A 17,547-nucleotide genomic window follows, 5' to 3' on the forward strand; every position below is an offset into this window, starting at 1 on the left:
CATTCCGCCGGTCGTGACGGCCGTTCCGGCCCGGACTATAGAGGATGCGCACCAGCCGGGGACGAGGATCATGCGCACGATCGAGTTTTGGTACGAATTCGCCAGCACCTATTCGTATGTGACCGCGATGCGGATCGGGCGTGTCGCGGCGGCTGCGGGCGTGGCGGTCCGCTGGCGGCCATTTCTGCTGGGGCCGATCTTCAAGGAACTCGGCTGGAACGACTCGCCGTTCAACATCTATCCCGCAAAGGGGCGCTATATGTGGCGCGACTTCGAGCGGGTTTGTGAAGGCGAAGGCCTGCCGCTCAAGCTGCCGCCTGTCCGTTTTCCGCAGAACGGCGTGAAGGCCGCACGGCTGGCGCTTGCCGGTGAGGCAGACGGCTGGACGCCGGATTTCACCTGCGCCGTGTTCTACGCGAACTATGCCGAGCAGCGCGATATCTCGGATGAGGACACGCTGCGCGGCCTTCTCTCCCGGATTGGCGTGGATCCGGAACGCGCCTTCGCGGCCGCCAATGCGCCGGCCAACAAGGAAGCGTTGTTCGCGCAGGTCGCCGAAGCCAAGACGCGCGGCATTTTCGGGGCGCCGTTCTTCACGGTCGGCGACGAGCCGTTCTGGGGCAACGACCGGCTCGAGGCGGCGCTTCGCTGGGCCAAGGCTTAGCGGCTCGGCGCGGCTTCGAGCCAGGCGACCACGTCGCCGGCGCTCGCAGACGGCGGGAACACCGGATAGAAAACGTGCTCGATCCTGTCGTCCCGGACAACCAGGGTCAGCCGTTTGATGAGGCGCATGCCGTCCACCGTGAACGTCGGAAGACGCAGCGCGTCGGTGAAGGCGAACCGCGCGTCGCTCAAGACCTCGAACGGAAGGTGCAACCGCGCCGCCATCTCGCGCTGATAGGCGGTGTCCTGCGTACTGAGCCCGAAGACGCGGGCGCCGAGCCTCGCCAAATCGGCGGCGTGATCGCGGAAGGCGCAGGCTTGCGGCGTGCAGCCGCGCGCCCCGGGGATGGCATCCCAGCCGTCCGGCAAGGGTTCGCCCGGCACGCCCGTGCGCGGATAGCAATAAATGACCGTGCGTCCGGGGCCGAGCGTGGCGAGGGGCACGTCGCGTCCCTGGGTCGAGGTCAGGACGACGTCCGGCATCTTCATCCCGGCGAGATGATCGCAGCGCCATCGTTCGACGGGACGGGGAAGATTGTCCGGAAGCGCGTCGAGGGCGCTCAAGCCCGTGCCTCGCCAAGCCGTTCGGATGCGCGCTGCTTGAGGCTCGCGCTCTTGAGCTGGCCGCAGGCGGCCATGATGTCGCGCCCGCGGGGGCTGCGCACCGGGCTCGCATAGCCGGCGCGGTTCACGACTTCGGCGAATCTCTCGATCTGCTCCCAGTCCGAACATTCGTACGGCGCGCCCGGCCAGGGATTGAAGGGAATGAGATTGATCTTGGCCGGGATCTTGGCGAGCAGTTTCACCAGCGCTTTCGCATCGGCGATGGAGTCGTTCACGTCCTTCAGCATCACATATTCGAAGGTGATGCGTTTCGCGTTGGATAGGCCCGGATAGGCGCGGCAGGCGTCGAGCAGGTCGGCGATGGGCCATTTGCGGTTAATGGGCACCAGCTCGTCGCGGAGCTCGTCGCGCACGGCATGAAGCGAGATCGCCAGCATCGTACCGGCCTCCTCGCCCCAGCGCGGAATTTCAGGGACGATGCCTGAGGTGGAGAGCGTGATGCGGCGCTTGGAGATCGACAGCCCCTCGCCGTCGGCGGCGATGGCGCAGGCTTCGCGCACAGTTTCGAAATTGTAGAGCGGCTCGCCCATGCCCATGAGCACCACATTGGTGATCTTGCGCTCCCCGGACGGGAGCCCTGTGGGATCGTCCGGCTCCGCGCCCGGCCAGTCGCCGATGCGGTCGCGGGCGAGGAGGATCTGCCCGACGATCTCGGCTGCGGTGAGGTTGCGGACCAGGCGCTGCGTGCCCGTGTGGCAGAAAGTACAATTCAGTGTACAGCCGACTTGGCTCGAGATGCACAGCGTGCCGCGATCCTCTTCCGGGATATAGACGGTCTCCACGTCCTTGCCGTCTGCGAGGCGCAGCAGCCATTTGCGGGTGCCGTCCACGGAGACCTGCTCCGACACAATGCGGGGGCGGTCGAGGGAATACCGGGCGCCGAGGTTCGTCCGCAATTCCTTGGCCACATCCGTCATGACGTCGAAGGACGTCGCACCACGGACATAGAGCCAGCCCCAGAGCTGGTTGACGCGCATGCGCAACTGCCGCTCGGGCACCCCCGCTTGAGCGAGGCGGTCCCGCAGCGCCTCCCGGCCGAGCCCGGCAAGGCTCTCCCGGACGCCGGCTTCGGCGGTGGCGGTGCGCGCGGTCTGTTCGATAACAGGAGTCATTGTCGTGGGGGCCTTGCTTTCTTGACCCCTCATATCATGCGGCAAGCCGAAAATGCCAAGGTGTCGCGTATCCTTGGTCTTGCGACGCTGAGGCCCGGAGGGGTGTCGCACGGTCGCAAGCCTCGCCACGAGGCGCCTTCTTAGCCGGATTCCTCCGATGCGCATTCGGTGGCGATGCGCGACAAGGCGTCCGAGGTCCCGCTCAAGGAGTACTCGTCCGTCGTGCTTGTGCCGCGCGCCGAGCGGCCTTTGACCGACATGGCGCTTCCGGCCTTCAAGGCCTCAATGATCTTGGCCTCGTCCTCCGGCTTCTCGACGAAGGCGCCCTCGTCCTTGGTGAAGAGTTCGAAGCTGTCCTTGCCAATCGTCACCGTGACTTTGCCGCCGGGTGGAAAGGGGTAGCCCATCTTCACGCTGATCTCGCCGGCAATCTTGTCGCCGGGATAGTCCGAAACGTAGAAATAGATCGGGCCGCGCCGGACGTTTCTCGGCAACGACTTGCGTGGCTGCGAGACGGCGAAACAGACCTTGGGACTGCCTTCCGAAACGTAGGCGGCCCAGTCGCTATATTTCTGCAGAAGTTTGACTTCCTGCGCGACGACCGGCGTTGTGCTCAACGCCACCATCGCACAAGCCGCTACAACGGCTCGGCGCATCTCCCCGTCCCCGTGTCGTGAGCAGACCCTACGCATGAATGGCTGCAGTCTTCCCTAGTTCTGGTCCAAAGGTCAACCCTGCCGCCGCCGTTTCGGTTGCCCTTGAACGTGCGGCGCGAGCGCCGGCGTTTCGCCGCCCTCGGCGACCGGCCGCCGGGCGAAACGGCCCGAAGCGCGAAGCCGATCATACATGACGATTGCGCCTGCGGTCGCCACATTCAATGAGAAATTCGTCGGAATCCGAATCAGGTGGTCGCAGCGGTCGAGAAGGCCCGTGCTCAGTACACCCCGTTCGGGTCCGAGCACATAGGCGCAGCGCAAAGGATGGGGAAAGCTGGGCAGGTCTGTGGCGCCATCGAGGATCTCGATCCCGACCAGGCTGCAACCCTTGGGAAGCTGCATCTCGTTGGCGGAGCGCAGTGGAACACCGGCAAATGGCTGTCGGCCTTGGAGGTGTCCGAGCGCATCTCCAAAGCCCGCTCGTCGGCGCCGACGGTGAAGGCGAAGCTTGCGCCGAAGGCGTTGGCCGAGCGCAGCAGACCGCCGAGATTGACCGACTTGGAAATGCCTTCGGCGCCAATCCCGAAATAGCCACGGCTGCTCTTAGGGTTCGGTTTCACGGGTTCTCTTTGCCACACGGAGCCATTTCGCAAAAGCCGGTTCCGCAATCCGGCCGCAAGCGGGCTTGTGATCGCGGCGCCGTGAGGGCAAAAGCTTGGGCGCAGCCGCGCCGCGCCCTTGGCCGTGCCCCGGCCGCTTGTCCGCCGAGCCTTCACGCGAGACCCGGGAGCCATGCCATGCGTGCTGTTCAGTTCAGCGAGTTCAACGGGATCGAGGCGCTCAAACTTGTGGAGATCGCCGATCCGGTTCCCGAGGCGGGGGAGGTGCTCGTCAAGGTCACCGCAGCCGGGCTGAACTTCTTCGATACGCTCGTGCTTCGCAACAAGTACCAGTTCACGCCGCGCTTGCCCGCCTCCCCCGGCGGCGAGATCGCCGGGGTCGTTGAGGCCTTGGGCGAAGGCGTCGGCGGCCTCGCCATCGGTCAACGGGTCATGGCGCATACCGGCGGCAACGGCTGCCGCGAACGCCTCGCCGTCAGGGCCTCGCGCGTCATTCCCATTCCCGACGGCGTCAGCGATGACGTTGCAGCGGGCGTGTCCGTCACCTACGGGACGGCCATGCACGGCTTCAAGGACCGGGCGAAGTTGCGCCCCGGCGAGAGCGTCGCCGTGCTTGGGGCCGCGGGCGGCGCGGGGCTAGCGGCTGTGGAGATCGCCAAGCTCATGGGCGCGCGCGTCATCGCCGTGGCCTCGTCCGAAGAGAAGATCGCGCTGGCCATGCGGCATGGCGCCGACGAAGGTATCGACTACGAGACCTGCGATCTCAAGACCACGCTCAAGGCGCGCACCGCGCCGGATGGGCTCGACGTCCTCTACGATTGTGTCGGCGGCGATGCGGCGGAGCCCTCCTTGCGCGCGCTGGGCTGGAAGGGCCGCTATCTCGTCATCGGCTTTGCCTCCGGCGAGATTCCGCGCCTGCCGCTCAACGTGGTCATGCTGAAAGGGTGCGACGTCCTCGGCGTCTTCTGGACGGCCTTTGTCGAGCGGGAGCCGGAGGCGCATCGCGCCAATATGGTCGAGGTGCTGAACTGGTGCCAGGAGGGGCGGCTCGCGCCCCATGTCCACGGGACGTTTCCGCTTGCCGAGACGGCAGACGCGCTGACCCTCATTCAGGAGCGCAAGGCCAGCGGGAAGGTCATCGTTCGCCCGCAAGAGTAGCGGGCGCCGGCAGACCGGCGCCTCGTCGTCTTATCCTTATGCGTTTCCTTGCGCGTTCGCGTCCGGCAGGTCCTTGTCCAGCGCCCGCGCGGCCGCCGCGCGGTGGACCGGCGTGATATTCGCCGATACGAGACCGACCACGGCCGTCAGCAGCGCCATATCGTCGGCGAAGCCGAGCCCGGTGACGATGTCCGGGATGACGTCGATCGGCATGATGAAATAGGCGAGGGTTGCGAGCAGCATGCCCCGCACCCGCATGGGCGTGGCCGGGTCCATGGCGCAGTAGTACGCCGCCACGAGATCCTCGACGAACGGCACATTGCCGGCAACGCGCTTGAGCTTGATCCAGAAGTTCCGGCGCACCTTCTGTTCGCGTTCGTAGAATATCTCCACCGAAATCTCACGTCCCATCGCGGCCTCCCGGAGATCGGCCGCGTCTTCAAATGCGGTCATGGTCAACCACCACTCCGTTGGATGTTTGCGGGCATAATTCCTCCAATACATGGGGTACGCGAGGCGTTGACTCAAGGGCAGGCGTCGTGCGCGCGAGACCGTGCGCTTTGCGTCAGCGTCCGCGTCTTGCGTCCAAAATGTTCGCGTGCGATGGAGCGCCATGACCGGCCAAGAGACCAACACGCCCGAGACGGTCCGCTACAGGCTCCTGTTCGCCTGTCTCGGCAATATCTGCCGTTCGCCCATGGCCGAGGGCGTGTTCCGCCGTGTGGCCGAGGAGCAAGGCCAGCTCCATCTGTTCGAGATCGACTCCGCCGGCATGGGCGATTGGCACAAGGGCCAGGCCCCGGACCATCGCGCCCAGAAGGCGGCGCTCGCACGCGTGGACATTTCCGGTCAATCGGCGCGGAAGATCGAGCTGGAAGACTTCGAGGATTTCGATCTGATCCTGGCCATGGACGGGGCGAACATCGCCGACCTTCAGGACATCGCGCCCCACGCGGCCCGGCACAAGATCAGGCGCTTTCTGGATTACGCCCCGCATCTGGCCGAAGACGACGTGCCCGATCCGTATTACGGCGGTGAGGCGGGGTTCGACCACGCGCTCGATCTCATCGAGGCGGCGTCCGAGGGCCTGCTCGCTGCGCTCTTGCGCCCGGGCGAGGCGGCCGGCGAGCGTTAGGGGTCGATCCCAAAGAGGGGCGGCTGGTCGAATTCGTAGGCGCCGTAATAGTCGTCCTCGTCGTCTTCGAGGTCGTAGGCCGCCTCGACGACATAGGGCCCGCCGCCGACCGAATTGCGCGACGAGTAGAGGACGAAGCGCGTCACGGTGAAGGTCCCCGAAATCAGGCCGGCATTCTGCAGATAGGCCGCGACCGCATCGGGCCGCGTTCCGCGCAGGCGCGCGATCGTGACATGGGGCGTGAACTTGCGCCGCTCCGGCGGAAGGCCCGCGACCCGGGCGGCACCCTCATGGGCATGCTGCAGGGCTTCGAGCTCGGGCGAGGGCGCGACGCCGGCGAAGATCGTCCTGGGCTTGTTGCCCCCAAAACTGTCCAGGCCGTTCAGCTTCAAGGTGAAGGGCATGGCGACCAGTTCGCCCAGCGCCTCGGTGAAGTCCCGCGCCGTGGCGCCGTCCACGTCTCCGACGAAGCGCAAGGTCAGGTGGTAGTTTTCAGGATCGATCCAGCGTGCGCCGTGAAGCCCGGCGCGGAGCATCGAAAGACGATCGGCGATGCTCCTCGGGATCTCTATTGCGGTGAATAGCCTGGGCATAACCGAATCAACATGTTGTTGCGATTCAGAGTCTCACGGGCAAGGGTTGGGGTAGTCAAGGTGGATCTTGTCGATCTCCTCAAGAACGGCCTCGGGCAGCTCCAGGTCCGCGGCGGCCATGTCGGTCTTGAGCTGGTCCATGGTGGTGGCGCCGATGATGACGGACGTCATGAAAGGCCGGGACTTGGCGAAGGCGATCGCCATCTGCGCGGGGTCCAGCCCATGCCTTCGCGCCAGGGCCACATAGGCTGAGATGGCGCGGGGTCCGTTTCCTTGCTCATAGCGCCCGAGCCGGTCGAACAGGGTCTTGCGGGCGCCGGGCGGCAACGCGCCGTCCTCGTACTTGCCGGTCAGGTAGCCCTGGCCGAGCGGCGAATAGCCAAGCAGGCTCACCTGCTCCTCGTAGCCGACCTCGGACAGGCCGACCTCGTAGACGCGGTTGACGAGGCTGTAGGCGTTCTGAACGGAGACCACACGCGGCAGGTTATGCTGTTCCGCGAGCTTCAAGAACTTCATCACGCCCCAGGGCGTTTCGTTGGACAGGCCGATGAAGCGCACCTTGCCGCTGGCGACGAACGCCCCGAGCACGTCGAGGATTTCGTGGATGTTGTGGGCGTCGTCGGCGAAGCGCCGGTATTCGAGCCCCTCGAACACCCGGATGGGCCGGTCGGGCCAGTGAAGCTGATAGAGGTCCACATAGTCCGTCTGGAGACGCTTGAGGCTCTTGTCGATCGCTTCGCGCATCTGCTCGGGCGTCTGCCGCGACAAGGCCGGCTTGTCGCGCAGCCAGTCGATGACGGCGCTGCGTCCGGCGACCTTCGTGGCGATCAGAACCTGGTCCCGCTTCTTCCGGGACGCGAGCCACGTTCCGACGATCGTTTCCGTGGCGCCTTGCGTGGCCGCTTTCGGCGGGATCGGGTAGATCTCGGCTGCGTCGAACATGTTGATGCCCTGCTCCAGGGCGTAGTCCATCTGCGCGTGGCCCTCGGCTTCCGTGTTCTGTTCGCCGAAGGTCATGGTCCCGAGGGTGAGGGCGCTCACCTTTAGCCCTGTGCGTCCGAGGTCCCGATACTCCATGGATTCTCCGATTTTTCTGCGTCGTTCCACACGTTTTATAAAGGATAACAAATCGTTAGCACCGCCCATCCTAACCCTGTTGTTAAGGACTTTTGGCTTAGAAGGGTAGGTCAAATCGGCCCGGTCCGCGTCGTCCGCGTCCCAGGGGCCAATTGGGATGGGATGTCTGCATGGATGCGACCGGACAAGAGGGGCTAGCGAATAATTCGGGCGCCGCCGCGGCCACCGATTCGGCCGGCGCACTGCCGCAGTTCCGCGAGTCCTGGAGTCAGTATCTCCGCCGCCTGATCCTCGGAACCGCCTACGCCTTGAAGCCGTCGCGGCTGGCCCTGTTGCCGCGGATCTGGCGGATGACCCTCGCCTACTATTTCAGACCGAGAGCGGTGCGCGATCAGCTTCCCGAGCGCCCCGTCTACTACACGGATTGGGGCCTTGCCGACATCAGCGACGATCTCAGCGTTCCGGCGCTCTTGCGGAACTATACGCACGGCCTGTTCCCCGTCTGTCATATCGGCCCGATGAAATGGTGGTGTCCCTCGGTCCGGGCGGTGCAGGACCCCGCTTTGGCCCGTGTCGGCCGAACGGTGCGGCGCCTCATCCGCCGGAACGCGTTTACCGTCACCATGGACGCGGACTTTGCCGGGGTCATGGAGGCGTGCAGGCAGCCGCGACCCGGCAAGACCCCGCTCACCTGGATCACGCCGAAGGTCATGCGCGCCTTCTATGCCGCCCACAGGGCCGGGTACGCCCATTCCGTCGAGGTGTGGGACAAGGACGGAAAGCTCGTTGGCGGGCTGTTCGGGCTTGCGATCGGCCAAGTCTATTTCGGGGAATCCAAATTCTGCCGGACGCGCGATGCATCGAAGGTCGCGGTCGCCTATCTGCAGCGGCATCTCGCGGCCTGGGGCTACAAGCTCTACGACGCGAAATGGATGACGCCTCATTTGGCCGATATGGGATTCATCGACATGCCGCGCGACGACTATTTGTCCCTGCTGCCCTGGTACGCGGCGGAGTCGGACCAACCCCGGCGGTGGCGCCTCGATCCGGGTCTCGACCCTGCCGATTGGTCCAAGGAGACAGGCGACGGCGCGGCTGTGGTCCGGCGAGGTCCGGCCGGTCCGCCGCGTCATGCGGCGTGAGGAACGCATCGCCCCGATGCCTCGCTCCGTGGATCCGACAAGCGTCTCCGAGGACGTCATGACCGGCGATGGTTGGACGTCGTCGCTTCAGCGAAGCCTAGGGCGCCTCGTATCGACCTCCTCGCTGCTGTCCTTGGCGCGCATCGCCGGCGCCGCGGCCGGTCTTGCGACTCAAATCCTGTTGGCCCGAACCCTGACCGCCTCGGGGCTCGGCATCTTCTACTCCGTCACCAGCCTTGCCGCCGTCATGGGGGTCATTGCCGCGCTCGGCTATCCGGGTATCGCCTCGCGATTCGTGTCGCGTTTCCGGGAAAAGGGCCGTGAGGACCTTCTCGCTGCCTTTATCGTCCATGCCCGAAAGACCGTGACCCGCTACGCGGCCGCCGCCACGATCGGCGTGCTCGCATTCGCCGTATTCTGGCCTGGCCTCGCGCTGGAGATCAGGCTCGCGACAGCCGCCGCCGCGCTCGCCATCCCCGCGAATGCGGCCCTGCGGTTGAACGGCGCCTTGGCCGCATCGTTTCGCCAATTCGCGCTGGCCTATCTGCCCGATACCTGCATCCGGCCATTCGTGTTGCTGGCCGGCCTCATGCTCCTGATCGCGGCGGGGGTGGCAATGACGGCCGCCCTGGCCACGTGTGTCCTCACCGTGACGTTCACGGGCCTCGCGGTTGTGCAGTACCGTCAGCTGACCAGGACCGCGCCGGGCGCGGACGGGTCCGCGGCGTCCCCCCCGTCGCGCTACTTGCGGGTTTGGCGGCGCGAGGCGCCCCCCTTGGTCCTCGTCGCGCTCTTCACGTTCTTCTTCGCCGACGTTGACATCCTCTTGGTGACGCTGCTGCTGCCCAGCGCGGAAACGGCCATCGTGGGCCTGTGCCTCAAGCTGGCATTACTCGTGGGCTTCGCGGTCCAGGTGGCCCATCAGGTGGTCGTGCCGGATCTCGCCGACGCCCATGCGCGCAAAGAGCACGCTGCAATACACGGTGTCGTCCTGAAGGCCTTCGGGTTTCCGCTTGCGGTGATGCTCGGCGCCATCGTCGTGGTCGCGCTTTGGGGCGAGACCATCCTGTCGCTGTTTGGACCGGAGTTCTCCGGCGCGAAACTGCCGCTCCTGATTTTGCTGGGGTCTCAACTGGCGCGGGTCCTGTTCGGGCCGAGCGTGGCACTGCTTTCGGTGGTCGGCGCCCAGCGCGAGAACGCCATGCTGGCGGTGGGGGCGCTGGTGGTGCTGGCCTTAGCGAATGTGGCTCTTGTGCCCGCGGCCGGGGTGATTGGCGCGGCGCTGGCCGTGGTGTTGGCCATGATTGTCTGGCTCGGCGCTTGTGCCGTTGTCCTCGCACGCGTGAGCGGCCTCAGGACCGACGTGCTGCACCTCGCTTTTCGCGCGCCTATGGAAAGCGCGCGGCCCCGCTAAGAGAGCGGCTGCGCCGCGGCCGACAGTGCGCCAACCTGCTCTGCATCCTCAGCCGCTTCTTCGGTGGCGAACATATAGGTGAAGATCAGCCAAAGGACGAAAGCGGCGATGATCAGGATCGCGACGGCTTTGCCAAGAGGACCGAAGGATAGGGGCATGAACGAAACTCGCTTCAGGTTTTGTAGCGCCGCGTTGCGCCGCACGAGAGCCTCTCGCGCCGCGACCCTAGCGCAAGAGCCGCGTTCCGATCAACGAACTTGAAAAAACGGACTTGAGCGGCCGCGCGGTCTGGTGGACACATACTCTGGAAAGAGTGCGGGTGACATTCCGTCCACGACCTCGGCCGAGGGTGATTTCCGAATGACTGAGACGCCAAAGGATGAGAAGACAACAGACGAGAAGCCGAAGGACGAGAAGCCGCGGGACCTGAGTGCTTCCCTGGACGCGATGGAAGCGGCGATCGAGAGTCCCAAGGCCTCGCCCGATTCGCTGCTGTCGGAACTTGCGACGCTCCTTCTCGGCTTCCCGCGCAATTCCGAGCAGCGCCCCCGTGCCCATCGCATGCTCGGCGTCGTGTTCGCCCGGCTCGACCGCGAGGCCGATGCGTTCAAGGAACTGCGCGAAGCCAGGGCGCTGGCCGCGTCCTTGTCACCACCCAATTTTGGCGAGCTCAGCAATATCGCGCGGGCTTTGTCGGCCTTGCATGCCGCGCGCGGCGAAGACCATCTTGCCCGGGACGAGTTGATCGCGGCACTGACCTTCGCCTTGATCGGCGGCGGCGCCGACAACGTCGTGAAGCTCATTGCCGACGTCGCCCGCGGCGAACTCGAGGCGCAGCGCTTCGAGAACGCCGCCCTCTTGTTCGATTTCCTCCTGAAGGGCAACGACACGCTCAAGATTCCTGAACAGGTGGTCCAGAGCGCGCGCATCAATCTCGTCCAGGCGCTGAACGGGCTGGGCCGGCATGACGAGGTCCACCCGCATGTCAAAGAATCCCACGCGACCTTGGGCGAGGAGAACAGGCGTTTGCGGTTTCTGACGCAGCTCGAGGCGGCACGCGCGAGCGCAGGGCTCGGGTGTCACGACGAGGCGGAGGGAGCCCTTCTCATGGCGGAGAACTTCCTCCCCGAAAGCGCCACGGCGCTCGACCATTCCGAATTCGTCGAGGCTGTGACCGAGCTGCAAGAGGTGCGGGCCGGGGAATCCGCGATCGAGAGTCTCAAGCAGCTTGTTGCACAGTATACGGAGCAAGATCAGGCGGCGCGTGTCGTCGTGGCATGCCGTGCGCTGGCCAATGCGCTGCTGAAGCGCGGGGACGTTCCGGGCGCGCTCGATGCGCTTGGCCAGGCACTTCGGACCGCGCTTCGCGCCAAGCTGAAAGTTGCCGGCACGTTGCGCACCGAACTTCTGCGGCGCGCGGCGCGGACCGGCTCGTGGATCTTGCCGGAACGAAGAGTCTGATCGGTTTGAACGACGAGCGCGACCGGCGGTTTGTGATTCTCGGGCCGCTTGGCCTGGGAAGCGCCGGTGAGAGCGTGCTCGCGGTGGATGTGGGCGACGGCGCGCGGGTGTCTCTGAGAACGCTCGACCTTGGCGCCCTGGACGAGAAGCACCGGGAAGCGGTGCTCTCCAAAGAACGGCGGGCCTATGCCACGGTGGCGACCTTGCACGATCCGCGCGTTGCCAAGATCCGTGACATGCGGCTTGCGCCCGACGGGGTGCTCTATACGCTGCAGCTTCGTCCCGAAGGGCCGACCCTTCGAGAGGTTTACGCGGCGGGAACGGACCCTGCGCGGATGCTCGTTCTTCTGGCCGGAACGGCGGGGGCTCTCAGCGCGCTGCACGGACGCGATCTCGTCCACCGCGACCTCACGCCGGACCACGTGGTGATCGGGCACGACGAGCAGGGCCGGGAGCGGCCTATACTGATCGAGCTGGGCCTGGCGCCCGTCACCGCATCATCCGGCATTCCCGGACATCCGGGTACGCCGCCCTATGTGGCTCCGGAACAGGTGGCCGGCGAGGAGGCCGATGCGCGTGCCGACATTTATGCGCTTGGGCAGATGATCGCGGAGATCTGGGGCGGACGGGTGCCGGCCCGTGCGAATCTGGGCCGTTTGTGGAAACGGGACGCCGAGAACCAGATGCCGCGCGCCATCGGCGATCTCGTGCGCGGCATGACGGCTGCGGACCCCGCTCGCCGGACGGCGGATCTCGGCGAAATCGTCGAGGGTCTGATGATGCAGCAGGACCAGGCCGGCCAGGACGCATCTTAAGCGCCGTCCCCGGCCGCGGCGTGCTCAGTAGCCATAGCGCCGTCTCAAAGGCCAGCTCAGAGCCGAAATCAACATACGGTCCGGCGCGGCCATCTCGTTTCGCCAGCGCGCGTCATGGCGGATCTCGGACGGCCCCGGCGCGTGCAGGCGCACCCGGTTTCCGAACAGTTGGTGCCTGTTGCCGCTTGCTTTGAGGTTGTCCAACCTGGGCGCGGGACCGAGATGGAGCCTCTCGAAAATCGTCCTCAGCGTCTCCTCGGGTGCACTGGCGAGATCTTCGTAGCGGACTCTCATGTATTGGTTCGGGTAACGCTGTCCGAACGCCTCGCAGGCCATATTGGCTGCGAGCCAGCCGGCGACGGTCCGCACGTAACGCGCGAATCGTCTCGGAGAGTTTTCGACGTCGGACACCCGCTTCCCACTGCGGCGCGACCAACATACACCATGAGGCTCCCGCACGAGATGGATGAGCTTGAAGTCGTCCCCGAGCCGTCGGCGAAATGCGAAGGGCGTGAGGAAGGAACCTCTGGCCGTCTTCGACGAATCCACGAGGACCGCAAACCGGTCGCGGCAATCGTCTAGGAGCGCCAGCATCAGGCCCTCGTGCGTCCAGGATCCCGGCGGGCGCTCCGGCGTCAGCAGCCGGCTCCAAAAACTACACGTTTCCCGGGTCTGGCCGCAGGAACAGCGCGGGATGTCCTTGCGCTTCGCCGCCAGGACGACTTCGCCGCAGGCGACGACATCAGCGCTGGCGGCCAGGAGATATTCAAGTAGCGTACTGCCACTGCGTCCATACCCGCCAACATAGACCAGCCTCGTCAAAGTCGATCCTTGCATCTAGGCGCCACGAAGGCGGGAGGGGGGCCGGCCTCCTTGCTTAGGAACAAGACCTGGGATAGACCGAGCCGGATCAGGGAGGCGCCGCTCAGCGCGGGCCTATTACACCAATCAAGACTCTGTGGATAGCTCTACGCAAATGCACGTTGGTACTTTGGCTGGAACGGGCGAAGGGGCGCCGCCGCATCGGAGCGTTCGGCCTCGGCCCATCTCCAGCTGGGAGCTCATCCAGGACTTGATCGCTTCGTTCCGTGCGCCCGGTTACTGGACGTACGGTGCCTGGCTCGACATCAGCCTGCGCTACCGGTCCCATGTCCTCGGCGCGTTCTGGATGATCGCGGGTACGCTCATCTTCGTCGGCGTTCTTGGCTCGCTTTATTCGCGTGTCCTGTCCGAAGGCGCCGATTACTATTTTGGGCACATTGCCTGCGGCTACGTATTTTGGATCCTGATTCTGCGCGCGCTGCAGACCAGCTCGCGGATCTATTCCATGAACCGCAACATGATCCAAAACGGCTATGTGAGCTATACGGACTATGTGCTGCGCATGTTCGCCGAGCTCGCCATTATCCTGGCGCACAACTTCATTGTCGTCGTGCTGGCGATGGTGTTTACGCCAATACCGCTGACCTGGGCAGCTCTCGCGCTTCTGTTCACCGTCCCCCTGTTTTTCGTGACCATCTTAGGCAGCAGTTTTCTCGTTAGTATCATCGGTGCGCGCTATTCGGATTTCGGAGAGTTGCTCCAATCGGTCCTACGCCTCGGGTTCTTCGTAACGCCGATCATTTGGTCGGCGGGCGCTGGGAAGGGTGCGCTCATCGGAGCCTTCCTCTATCTGAACCCGTTCTACTATCTCATCGAGATCGTTCGCGGCCCGCTCATCTATGGTCATGTCCCGTGGCTGGAAATTGGTGCCACGGCCGTGATGGCGCTGTTCGTGTGGGCGGTGGCCAGTAAGCTCTACGCGCGTGCCAAGCCTTATATTCCTCTTTGGATATGAGGAGGGATCGTTGAGTTCAGAACACTTTATCCGCGCCGATGACATCCATCTGAGTGTGCCCCTCCAAGTGGGGAATCGCTCCTCCATTCGCAGCGTGTCCGTGCTCAAGGATCTTTACCTTGGAAGCAGGCAGAGGGAATTGCGGTCCTTGATTCGGGGCATGTCCTTTGACTTTCACGAAGGCGAACGGATCGGGCTTATCGGCGAGAACGGCTCGGGAAAAACGACCCTGCTGCGCCTGCTCGCGGGCGTGCTCCAGCCGTCGTCGGGGCATCTTGAGATCGACGGGACGACGCAGGCGCTCCTCAACATGTCCATGGGTCTCGAACAACGCGCAACCGGCCTTGAGAACGTTTACCTGCTTGGATACTGCGCGGGGCTGACGACAGAGCAAATCGACGAGAGCATTCCCGGAATCCTCGAATTCGCCGATCTTCACAATGCCGTCCACGACCCGGTGCGAACCTATTCCGCCGGTATGCAACTCCGGCTTGCGTTTGCGGTCGCGACGTCCGTAAAGCCGGAAATTCTTCTCCTGGACGAGTGGATCAGCGCTGGGGACCGGTTCTTCATCGAGCGCTCGCGGGAGCGTCTGATGGGTCACATCGATGCGAGCCGGATGCTGGTCTTCGCAAGCCACAACGCAAGCGTTCTTGGCGAGGTGTGTACGCGGGGTCTCGTCCTCAAGCGCGGCAAAGTGATCTACGATGGGCCGATTGACGAGGCCCTCGAGTTTTACGGATCGGATGGCTATCAAGAAAGCTGAGGGGTGGGTGGTCCCTTTGTCGTGGCCGGGAAATTCGCGGGCCTGTGCGTCAGGCAGCGCCCGGAGAATGATTGACATGACAGCACAACTCGGCATGACTATCCGAAAATTGGGAGAAAATTTCTCAATATTCACAGGCAGATGGCCCGATTTCGGCCGTCAGCTTGCGTCCCAACCGGCGTGACGAGGCTTGGAGCATGGATCCCTCCCGGATCATAGAGCTGATCGAACTGCGTGGCGGTGTGGTGCCCACGATTCGCAAGGCCGTCGACGTCCTGCTCCGGGAAGGGGTCAGCGGTGTGGGCCATCGTCTGCGGGCGCTCGCCAAGCCGCCGCTGAACTTCAACGTCGCCGAGTTCAAACGCAACGAAGAGCCATTCGTCTCGATCATCGTCCCCAATTACAATCACGCGGCGTACCTCGAACAGCGGCTCGAAACGATCCTTGCGCAGTCCTACCAGCATTTCGAGCTGATCCTGCTCGATGACTGTTCGAGTGACGGCAGCCTCGAAATCCTGCGCCGATACGAGCAGTCCGACCCTGATAGAATCCGGCTCGTCGTCAACGACGAAAACTCCGGTGGCGGCTATCGTCAGTGGGCGAAGGGAATGTCCCTTGCCCGTGGGGACCTCATCTGGATTGCGGAGAGTGACGATTGGTCGAGACCGGAGTTTCTCGAGAGCCTCATTCCGGCCTTCGAGGACGAGAGCGTCATGCTCGCCTACACCAACTCCGCCTTCATGGACGCCGAAGGAAACCAAGTGATTTGGTCGACACCGGAGTATCTGAACGATGTCGACAAGCGACTCTGGACCAAGCCGTTTCGGCGGGCGGCGCACGACCTGGTTCGCAAAGGCTGGGCGACAAAGAATCTCGTGCCGAATGTCAGTGGCGCGGTGTTCCGGAATCCGGGAGGGGAAAACGCCATGTTGAGCGGCGATTGGAGCCGCGCGACAATCTGCGGAGATTGGCTTTTTTACCTGGAGCGAATTCGCGGCGGAGCCGTGGCCTATAGGCCCGAAATGCTGAACTTCTACCGCGTACACGAGGCGAGCACGGCGCAAGGCACCTACGCGCGGGACGTCTACTACAAAGAGCACGAACAAGTCGCCGAGTACGTGCTCAAGAACTACAACGTGTCTTCTGATTTCGTAGACAAACAGGCATCCAATCTGCGCGCCCATTGGAAGAGGTACCGGAGCGATCAACCGGTTTCGAATCTGAAGGACTGTTACGACCCAGCCAAGCTGACGGCGGCGGGGACGGAGCGGAAGCCGAACATCTTGATGGCCGGATTCGCGTTTGCAGCCGGCGGCGGCGAGACGTTCCCCATCTTTCTGGCGAACCTCCTCAAGGACAAGGCTACGCCGTGACCTTCTTGTCGTGTGAATGCCTGCCCCGCGAGGACGGCGTTCGGACGCTCCTGTCGCCCGACATTCCGATTCTGACCGGAATCCACAACATCGGGGATGTTGTGAAGCAGTTCGGCATTGACATCATCCACTCCCATCACGGTTGGGTCGATAGTGCGGTGATCAGGAGCCTGTCGCCCCGGGGGCCCGCCCGCATCGTTGTTTCGATGCATGGCATGTACGAACTGATGGAACCGATCGACCAGGATGCCTTGGTGCCGCGTCTGTTCTCACGCAGCAGTGCCCTGGTTTTCACGTCGCGAAAGAATCTTGGGCCGTTCGAACGGCTCGGTCTCGCGGACAGCCCGAAGATCTTGGGCATTCCGAATGCACTTCCCGAAGTGCCGATCACGCCGGTAGACCGAGGCGAGCTGGGGGCCCCTGCCGATGCGTTCGTGATGTGCCTGGTCAGCCGGGCACTCCCCGAGAAAGGATGGGCCGAGGCGATCGAAGCCGTTGAACGTGCCCGTGCCAAGAGCCAGAGGGACATCCGGCTCCTCCTGATCGGCGAGGGGCCGGAGTTCGACCGGCTGAGCCAGCCCGGTGCCATCGGCGACTTCGTCCGACTGCTCGGGTTCCGCAAGAATCTCCGCGACTACTTCGCCGCTTCCGATCTTGGCTTCCTCCCATCGCGCTTCAAAGGTGAGAGCTTTCCGCTGACCCTGATCGATTGCCTCGCGGCCGGCACACCGTTCCTGGTGTCCAATGTCGGCGAGACTCGCTCGATGTTGGCGCGGGCGGTGAACTGGCGGGCGAAACATTCGATCTGGACGATTGGCGGCTGCCCGTGGAGGAAATGGCCGACATCATCGCCTCGCTGGCCACGCGCGGCCCTGACTATGCGAAGATGAAAGCCGCAACGGCGCGGGCCTATGGCAAGTTCGACCCCGATGCGATGGTCGGCCGCTACATGGATGTCTACGACCGGATCATGCGTGGCGAAGATCCGCGTGCGCCTTCGATGGCGGCCGCAGCCGAATAGTTTCTTGCGTGACGTGGGACGGATATTGACGTCGGTATGAAGATTCTTGTGACAGGCGGCTCAGGGCTCATGGGTCAGCA

22 protein-coding genes are annotated in these 17,547 nt (G+C 64.2%); 13 read left to right on the plus strand and 9 right to left on the minus strand.

Features of this window, described 5'->3' with window-relative positions; translation table 11 throughout:
- Positions 1 to 70 precede the first annotated feature (70 nt).
- Positions 71 to 664, plus strand: a complete 594-nt coding sequence (locus AUC68_RS01630; RefSeq protein ID WP_069436042.1) for a 2-hydroxychromene-2-carboxylate isomerase — start codon at positions 71 to 73, stop codon at positions 662 to 664.
- Here AUC68_RS01630 and AUC68_RS01635 read toward each other — a convergent pair.
- The 4 genes from AUC68_RS01635 to AUC68_RS17330 all read right to left on the minus strand — a co-directional run bounded on the left by AUC68_RS01635 (position 661) and on the right by AUC68_RS17330 (position 3,457).
- The gene (locus AUC68_RS01635) at positions 661 to 1,227 is read right to left on the minus strand and encodes a peroxiredoxin (protein ID WP_069436043.1); all 567 of its coding nucleotides are present in this window, start codon (positions 1,225 to 1,227) and stop codon (positions 661 to 663) included. The two genes, AUC68_RS01630 and AUC68_RS01635, sit on opposite strands and share 4 nt — an antisense overlap.
- A complete protein-coding gene (gene rlmN / locus AUC68_RS01640; RefSeq protein WP_069436044.1) occupies positions 1,224 to 2,399 on the minus strand; it encodes a dual-specificity RNA methyltransferase RlmN in 1,176 nt (391 codons plus the stop codon). The genes AUC68_RS01635 and rlmN overlap by 4 nt, the downstream gene beginning before the upstream one ends.
- Before the next feature lie 140 nt (positions 2,400 to 2,539).
- A complete protein-coding gene (locus tag AUC68_RS01645) occupies positions 2,540 to 3,055 on the minus strand; it encodes an invasion associated locus B family protein (protein ID WP_141701032.1) in 516 nt (171 codons plus the stop codon).
- 72 nt (positions 3,056 to 3,127) lie between these two features.
- On the minus strand, positions 3,128 to 3,457 hold the full coding sequence (locus AUC68_RS17330; protein WP_244500335.1) for a TrmH family RNA methyltransferase: 330 nt from the start codon (positions 3,455 to 3,457) through the stop codon (positions 3,128 to 3,130).
- Between AUC68_RS17330 and AUC68_RS17335 the strand changes: the two genes are divergently transcribed.
- Both AUC68_RS17335 and AUC68_RS01655 read left to right on the plus strand, forming a co-directional pair.
- Complete coding sequence (locus AUC68_RS17335; RefSeq protein WP_244500345.1) at positions 3,380 to 3,646, plus strand: hypothetical protein; 267 nt, start codon at positions 3,380 to 3,382, stop codon at positions 3,644 to 3,646. The genes AUC68_RS17330 and AUC68_RS17335 overlap by 78 nt on opposite strands.
- Positions 3,647 to 3,852: 206 nt before the next feature.
- Positions 3,853 to 4,833, plus strand: coding sequence for an NADPH:quinone oxidoreductase family protein (locus AUC68_RS01655; RefSeq protein WP_069436046.1), 981 nt, complete (start codon positions 3,853 to 3,855; stop codon positions 4,831 to 4,833).
- A 36-nt stretch (positions 4,834 to 4,869) separates the two neighbouring features.
- Here AUC68_RS01655 and AUC68_RS01660 read toward each other — a convergent pair whose 3' ends face one another.
- Complete coding sequence (locus tag AUC68_RS01660) at positions 4,870 to 5,244, minus strand: YkvA family protein (protein ID WP_069436111.1); 375 nt, start codon at positions 5,242 to 5,244, stop codon at positions 4,870 to 4,872.
- A 202-nt stretch (positions 5,245 to 5,446) separates the two neighbouring features.
- Between AUC68_RS01660 and AUC68_RS01665 the strand changes: the two genes are divergently transcribed.
- A complete protein-coding gene (locus AUC68_RS01665) occupies positions 5,447 to 5,968 on the plus strand; it encodes a low molecular weight protein-tyrosine-phosphatase (protein WP_069436047.1) in 522 nt (173 codons plus the stop codon).
- Here the strand turns inward: AUC68_RS01665 and thpR are convergent.
- Together thpR and AUC68_RS01675 are read right to left on the minus strand one after the other, a co-directional pair.
- Positions 5,965 to 6,561, minus strand: coding sequence for an RNA 2',3'-cyclic phosphodiesterase (gene thpR / locus AUC68_RS01670; protein WP_069436048.1), 597 nt, complete (start codon positions 6,559 to 6,561; stop codon positions 5,965 to 5,967). The genes AUC68_RS01665 and thpR overlap by 4 nt on opposite strands.
- A 33-nt stretch (positions 6,562 to 6,594) precedes the next feature.
- The gene (locus tag AUC68_RS01675; RefSeq protein WP_069436049.1) at positions 6,595 to 7,638 is read right to left on the minus strand and encodes an NADP(H)-dependent aldo-keto reductase; all 1,044 of its coding nucleotides are present in this window, start codon (positions 7,636 to 7,638) and stop codon (positions 6,595 to 6,597) included.
- 170 nt (positions 7,639 to 7,808) lie between these two features.
- On the opposite strand from AUC68_RS01675, the gene aat reads away from it, so the two are divergent.
- Together aat and AUC68_RS01685 are read left to right on the plus strand one after the other, a co-directional pair.
- Positions 7,809 to 8,780, plus strand: a complete 972-nt coding sequence (gene aat, locus AUC68_RS01680) for a leucyl/phenylalanyl-tRNA--protein transferase (protein ID WP_069436050.1) — start codon at positions 7,809 to 7,811, stop codon at positions 8,778 to 8,780.
- Positions 8,781 to 8,796: 16 nt separating this feature from the next.
- The gene (locus tag AUC68_RS01685; RefSeq protein ID WP_141701033.1) at positions 8,797 to 10,194 is read left to right on the plus strand and encodes a lipopolysaccharide biosynthesis protein; all 1,398 of its coding nucleotides are present in this window, start codon (positions 8,797 to 8,799) and stop codon (positions 10,192 to 10,194) included.
- On the opposite strand, the gene AUC68_RS01690 is transcribed toward AUC68_RS01685, so the two are convergent.
- A complete protein-coding gene (locus AUC68_RS01690) occupies positions 10,191 to 10,397 on the minus strand; it encodes a hypothetical protein (RefSeq protein ID WP_069436052.1) in 207 nt (68 codons plus the stop codon). The two genes, AUC68_RS01685 and AUC68_RS01690, sit on opposite strands and share 4 nt — an antisense overlap.
- A 157-nt stretch (positions 10,398 to 10,554) precedes the next feature.
- Here AUC68_RS01690 and AUC68_RS16645 point away from each other — a divergent pair, with 157 nt between their 5' ends.
- Both AUC68_RS16645 and AUC68_RS01700 read left to right on the plus strand, forming a co-directional pair.
- On the plus strand, positions 10,555 to 11,655 hold the full coding sequence (locus AUC68_RS16645; protein WP_069436053.1) for a tetratricopeptide repeat protein: 1,101 nt from the start codon (positions 10,555 to 10,557) through the stop codon (positions 11,653 to 11,655).
- Positions 11,628 to 12,470: a protein kinase domain-containing protein gene (locus tag AUC68_RS01700; RefSeq protein ID WP_069436054.1), complete on the plus strand. Its 843-nt coding sequence runs from the start codon at positions 11,628 to 11,630 to the stop codon at positions 12,468 to 12,470. Before AUC68_RS16645 ends, AUC68_RS01700 begins: the two co-directional genes overlap by 28 nt.
- Positions 12,471 to 12,494: 24 nt before the next feature.
- Here AUC68_RS01700 and AUC68_RS01705 read toward each other — a convergent pair whose 3' ends face one another.
- A complete protein-coding gene (locus AUC68_RS01705; RefSeq protein ID WP_069436055.1) occupies positions 12,495 to 13,292 on the minus strand; it encodes a sulfotransferase family protein in 798 nt (265 codons plus the stop codon).
- A gap of 250 nt (positions 13,293 to 13,542) precedes the next feature.
- Between AUC68_RS01705 and AUC68_RS01710 the strand changes: the two genes are divergently transcribed.
- The 5 genes from AUC68_RS01710 to AUC68_RS18045 all read left to right on the plus strand — a co-directional run bounded on the left by AUC68_RS01710 (position 13,543) and on the right by AUC68_RS18045 (position 17,467).
- Entirely contained in the window at positions 13,543 to 14,307 is a 765-nt protein-coding gene (locus AUC68_RS01710; RefSeq protein WP_158008198.1) for an ABC transporter permease, read from the plus strand.
- Positions 14,308 to 14,467: 160 nt separating this feature from the next.
- The gene (locus AUC68_RS01715) at positions 14,468 to 15,073 is read left to right on the plus strand and encodes an ABC transporter ATP-binding protein (protein WP_083240297.1); all 606 of its coding nucleotides are present in this window, start codon (positions 14,468 to 14,470) and stop codon (positions 15,071 to 15,073) included.
- Between the two features lie 197 nt (positions 15,074 to 15,270).
- On the plus strand, positions 15,271 to 16,446 hold the full coding sequence (locus tag AUC68_RS01720) for a glycosyltransferase family 2 protein (protein ID WP_069436058.1): 1,176 nt from the start codon (positions 15,271 to 15,273) through the stop codon (positions 16,444 to 16,446).
- Positions 16,443 to 17,336, plus strand: a complete 894-nt coding sequence (locus AUC68_RS01725) for a glycosyltransferase family 4 protein (protein ID WP_069436059.1) — start codon at positions 16,443 to 16,445, stop codon at positions 17,334 to 17,336. The genes AUC68_RS01720 and AUC68_RS01725 overlap by 4 nt, the downstream gene beginning before the upstream one ends.
- Entirely contained in the window at positions 17,333 to 17,467 is a 135-nt protein-coding gene (locus AUC68_RS18045; RefSeq protein ID WP_280138495.1) for a hypothetical protein, read from the plus strand. Before AUC68_RS01725 ends, AUC68_RS18045 begins: the two co-directional genes overlap by 4 nt.
- Positions 17,468 to 17,547 lie beyond the last annotated feature (80 nt).

Origin of the sequence: Methyloceanibacter methanicus (assembly GCF_001723285.1) — a bacterium.
GTDB classification, from domain to species: Bacteria; Pseudomonadota; Alphaproteobacteria; order Rhizobiales; family Methyloligellaceae; genus Methyloceanibacter; species Methyloceanibacter methanicus.

Excerpts from the sequence above, each read along its gene's own strand:
- AUC68_RS17330 (WP_244500335.1), bottom strand. The coding sequence starts at position 3,457 with ATGCAGCTTCCCAAGGGTTGCAGCCTGGTCGGGATCGAGATCCTCGAT.
- AUC68_RS01660 (WP_069436111.1), bottom strand. The coding sequence starts at position 5,244 with ATGGGACGTGAGATTTCGGTGGAGATATTCTACGAACGCGAACAGAAG.
- AUC68_RS16645 (WP_069436053.1), top strand. The coding sequence starts at position 10,555 with ATGACTGAGACGCCAAAGGATGAGAAGACAACAGACGAGAAGCCGAAG.
- AUC68_RS01685 (WP_141701033.1), top strand. The coding sequence starts at position 8,797 with ATGCCTCGCTCCGTGGATCCGACAAGCGTCTCCGAGGACGTCATGACC.
- AUC68_RS01630 (WP_069436042.1), top strand. The coding sequence starts at position 71 with ATGCGCACGATCGAGTTTTGGTACGAATTCGCCAGCACCTATTCGTAT.
- AUC68_RS01645 (WP_141701032.1), bottom strand. The coding sequence starts at position 3,055 with ATGCGCCGAGCCGTTGTAGCGGCTTGTGCGATGGTGGCGTTGAGCACA.
- AUC68_RS01665 (WP_069436047.1), top strand. The coding sequence starts at position 5,447 with ATGACCGGCCAAGAGACCAACACGCCCGAGACGGTCCGCTACAGGCTC.
- AUC68_RS01720 (WP_069436058.1), top strand. The coding sequence starts at position 15,271 with ATGGATCCCTCCCGGATCATAGAGCTGATCGAACTGCGTGGCGGTGTG.
- aat (WP_069436050.1), top strand. The coding sequence starts at position 7,809 with ATGGATGCGACCGGACAAGAGGGGCTAGCGAATAATTCGGGCGCCGCC.
- thpR (WP_069436048.1), bottom strand. The coding sequence starts at position 6,561 with ATGCCCAGGCTATTCACCGCAATAGAGATCCCGAGGAGCATCGCCGAT.
- AUC68_RS01715 (WP_083240297.1), top strand. The coding sequence starts at position 14,468 with ATGTCCTTTGACTTTCACGAAGGCGAACGGATCGGGCTTATCGGCGAG.
- AUC68_RS01675 (WP_069436049.1), bottom strand. The coding sequence starts at position 7,638 with ATGGAGTATCGGGACCTCGGACGCACAGGGCTAAAGGTGAGCGCCCTC.
- rlmN (WP_069436044.1), bottom strand. The coding sequence starts at position 2,399 with ATGACTCCTGTTATCGAACAGACCGCGCGCACCGCCACCGCCGAAGCC.
- AUC68_RS17335 (WP_244500345.1), top strand. The coding sequence starts at position 3,380 with ATGGGGAAAGCTGGGCAGGTCTGTGGCGCCATCGAGGATCTCGATCCC.
- AUC68_RS18045 (WP_280138495.1), top strand. The coding sequence starts at position 17,333 with ATGAAAGCCGCAACGGCGCGGGCCTATGGCAAGTTCGACCCCGATGCG.
- AUC68_RS01655 (WP_069436046.1), top strand. The coding sequence starts at position 3,853 with ATGCGTGCTGTTCAGTTCAGCGAGTTCAACGGGATCGAGGCGCTCAAA.